The sequence below is a fragment of the Helicobacter pylori genome, from assembly GCF_017594925.1.
Taxonomy (GTDB): Bacteria; Campylobacterota; Campylobacteria; order Campylobacterales; family Helicobacteraceae; genus Helicobacter; species Helicobacter pylori_DP.
The window spans coordinates 1-3743 of record NZ_JAALNT010000033.1 but is presented as its reverse complement, the minus strand read 5'-3'; the positions used below and the strand labels follow the sequence as shown (position 1 = coordinate 3743).

Genomic DNA, 3743 nt, shown 5'->3' with positions numbered 1-3743 from the left:
TGCTGTTTTCTTTTGAGCGCCAAATGGATAAGGCTAAACGATACTATAGCCCGGGGGCTAAAAGCTATAAGTATTGGGAAGGCATGGGCATGTCTCATATTATTAAGAGCATTGAAGCTTTAGATGACTATACCATTAGATTCACGCTTAATGGGCCAGAAGCCCCGTTTTTAGCCAATTTAGGCATGGATTTTTTGAGCATTTTGAGTAAGGATTACGCTGATTACTTGGCTCAAAATAATAAAAAAGACGAGTTGGCTAAAAAACCTGTTGGGACAGGGCCTTTCAAATTCTTTTTATGGAATAAAGATGAAAAAATCATTCTTTTAAAAAATCAAGATTATTGGGGGCCTAAAGCTTATTTAGACAAAGTGGTGGTGCGCACCATTCCTAATTCTTCCACTCGCGCCTTGGCGTTAAGAACTGGCGAAATCATGCTCATGACCGGGCCTAACCTCAATGAAGTGGAACAATTAGAAAAAGTCCCTAATATCGTGGTGGACAAAAGCGCTGGGTTGTTGGCGAGTTGGCTTTCGTTGAACACGCAAAAAAAGTATTTTAACAACCCTTTGGTGCGTTTGGCTATCAACCATGCGATCAATGCAGATGATTACATCAAAGTGCTTTATGAAGGCTTTGCTCAAAAAATGGTCAATCCCTTCCCGCCCACCATATGGGGTTATAACTACAACATCAAACCCTACGAATACGATTTGAAAAAGGCTAAGGAGTTGTTGAAACAAGCGGGGTATCCTAACGGCTTTAAAACCACTATTTTTACCACTGCCACTCGTAACCCAAAAGGAGCGGTGTTCATACAAGCGAGCTTGGCTAAAATTGGCATTGATGTGAAAATTGAAGTGTATGAGTGGGGGGCTTATTTGAAAAGAACGGGATTAGGCGAACATGAAATGGCGTTTGCAGGCTGGATGGCAGACATTGCGGATCCGGATAATTTCTTATACACCTTATGGAGCAAGCAAGCCGCTTCAGCCATACCCACTCAAAATGGTTCCTTTTATAAGAGCGACGCCTTTTCAGATCTTCTTGTAAAGGCTAAACGGGTTTCGGATCAAAAGGAGAGGGAAGCCCTTTATTTAAAGGCGCAAGAAATCATCCATAAAGACGCGCCCTATGTGCCTTTAGCTTATCCTTATTCGGTGGTGCCGCACTTGTCTAAAGTTAAGGGTTATAAGACGACTGGAGTGAATGTGAATCGCTTCTTTAAGGTGTATTTAGAAAAATGAAAGGGGTTGTATGCTGAGTTTTATCATTAAGCGTATTTTATGGGCGATCCCCACGCTGTTTGGAGTGAGCATTATCGTGTTTATGATGGTGCATTTAGTGCCAGGAGATCCGGCGTTAGTGATTTTAGGCGAAAAGGCCAATCAAGCCGCTATTGACGCTTTAAGAGAGCAATTTGGCTTGAATAAGCCCTTGATAGAGCAGTATTTTTTCTTTATCAATAATGTGTTGCATGGCAATTTTGGCACTTCTATCATGACCGGTGAGCCTGTGATGCATGAGTTTTGGCAACGCTTCCCGGCTACGGTGGAATTAGCTTTGATCGCTCTGTTTATGGCTCTTGTTTTGGGTATTAGCGTTGGCGTGTTAGCCGCGATCAAACGCTATAGCGTGTTTGATTATTCTAGCATGACTTTCGCTTTAGCCGGGATTTCTATGCCGGTGTTTTGGCTAGGGCTTATGCTGATTTATATCTTTAGCGTGCAATTGGGGTGGTTGCCTGTTTTTGGGCGTTTGAGCGATGTGTATTATTTAGATGGTCCCACAGGTTTTTATTTGATAGACAGCTTGATCGCAAGGGATTATGGGGCGTTTGTGGATACGATTAGGCACTTGATTTTGCCTAGCATTGTGTTAGCCACGGTTTCTACCGCTGTTATTGCCAGAATGACTCGCGCGAGCATGGCAGAAGTGTCTAAAGAAGATTATGTGCGCACCGCTAAAGCTAAGGGGTGCAGCTCCTTTAGGGTGATTTTTGTGCACACTTTGCGTAACGCTTTAATCCCTGTAACGACTATCGCAGGCTTGATGCTGGCTGGGCTTTTAGGGGGGAGCATGATAACTGAAACGGTTTTCTCATGGCCTGGGATTGGTAAGTGGATCGTCAATGCGCTCAACCAACGCGATTTCCCGATTATCCAGTCCATGTCTTTGATTATTGCCATGATGTATATTGGGGCTAATCTCTTGGTGGATATTTTATACGCTTTTATTGATCCTAGAATAAGGTTGTCATAATGGAGTCTTTTAGAGAGTTTATCCAACAATTCAAAAAAAATAAGGCAGCGGTCGTTGGGGCATGGATTGTGCTTTTGTTGGTGGTTTGTGCTGTTTTTGCGCCCCTTTTAGCCCCGCATGATCCTTATGTCCAAAACGCGCAAGATCGCCTTTTAAAGCCTATATGGGAGCATGGGGGGAACGCTAAATACCTTTTAGGCACCGATGATTTGGGGCGCGATATTTTGAGCCGCTTGATCTATGGGGCCAGGATTTCTTTAACCATAGGGATTGTTTCTATGGGGATTGCGGTCTTTTTTGGCACGATACTAGGGCTGATAGCGGGGTATTTTGGAGGGAAAACAGATGCAATTATCATGCGTATCATGGACATCATGTTCGCTTTGCCCTCTATTTTATTGATCGTGATTGTGGTCGCTGTGTTAGGGCCTTCACTCACTAACGCCATGCTCGCTATTGGGTTTGTGGGGATTCCTGGGTTTGCACGATTGGTGCGCAGTTCTGTGCTGGGCGAAAAAGAAAAAGAATACGTGATCGCTTCTAAAATCAATGGTTCTTCGCATCTTCGTTTGATGTGTAAGGTGATCTTCCCTAATTGCATTATCCCTTTAATCGTGCAAACGACAATGGGTTTTGCTTCCACGGTTTTAGAAGCGGCCGCGCTGAGCTTCTTAGGTCTTGGGGCCCAACCTCCCAAACCTGAATGGGGAGCGATGCTGATGAACTCCATGCAATACATCGCTACCGCTCCTTGGATGCTTGTTTTCCCTGGGGTGATGATTTTTTTAACGGTTATGAGTTTTAATCTGGTAGGCGATGGTATCATGGACGCTTTAGATCCTAAACGGGCCTCTTAAAAGGAGCTTGCATGATTTTAGAAGTTAAAGATTTAAAAACTTATTTTTTCACCGATAAGGGCGTGAATAAAGCGGTGGATGGCGTGAGTTTTGGCTTGAAAAAGTCTCAAACGCTCTGCATTGTAGGGGAGAGCGGGAGCGGGAAAAGCATCACTTCGCTTTCTATTTTAGGGTTGATTGAAAAGCCCGGGAAAATTGTGGGGGGGAGCATTCAATTTTTAGGGCAGGATTTGTTGCAACTCAAAGAAAAACAGATGCAAAAAGAAATCAGAGGTAAAAAAATTGGCATGATCTTTCAAGAGCCTATGACGAGCCTAAACCCTTCTTACACGGTGGGGTTTCAAATCAATGAAGTGTTGAAAATCCACCACCCTAACCTTAATAAAAAAGAACGCTTAGAAAGGGTGGTCTATGAGTTAGAGCGCGTAGGCATTCCCCATGCAGGGGATAAATACCACGAATACCCTTTCAATCTCAGCGGAGGGCAGCGCCAAAGGGTGATGATCGCTATGGCTATGGTGTGTGAGCCTGAAATCTTGATCGCTGATGAGCCTACGACAGCGTTAGATGTAACCATTCAAGCGCAGATTTTAGAATTGATGAAGGAATTGCAGCAAAAAAAAG

General features: G+C 43.8%; 4 protein-coding genes. All 4 read left to right on the top strand.

The genetic code is table 11. The features are described 5' to 3' along the window. Window positions 1-1247, top strand: a 1247-nt coding sequence (locus G6069_RS07775) for an ABC transporter substrate-binding protein (RefSeq protein ID WP_197293920.1), incomplete at its 5' end; no start/stop codon positions are given. A 10-nt stretch (window positions 1248-1257) separates the two neighbouring features. Then, entirely contained in the window at window positions 1258-2262 is a 1005-nt protein-coding gene (locus G6069_RS07770) for an ABC transporter permease (protein ID WP_197293919.1), read from the top strand. After that, complete coding sequence (locus G6069_RS07765) at window positions 2262-3119, top strand: ABC transporter permease (RefSeq protein WP_000443383.1); 858 nt, start codon at window positions 2262-2264, stop codon at window positions 3117-3119. Before G6069_RS07770 ends, G6069_RS07765 begins: the two co-directional genes overlap by 1 nt. Before the next feature lie 11 nt (window positions 3120-3130). After that, window positions 3131-3743 (top strand): ABC transporter ATP-binding protein (locus G6069_RS07760; RefSeq protein ID WP_197293918.1); only part of this gene is annotated, 613 nt, incomplete at its 3' end.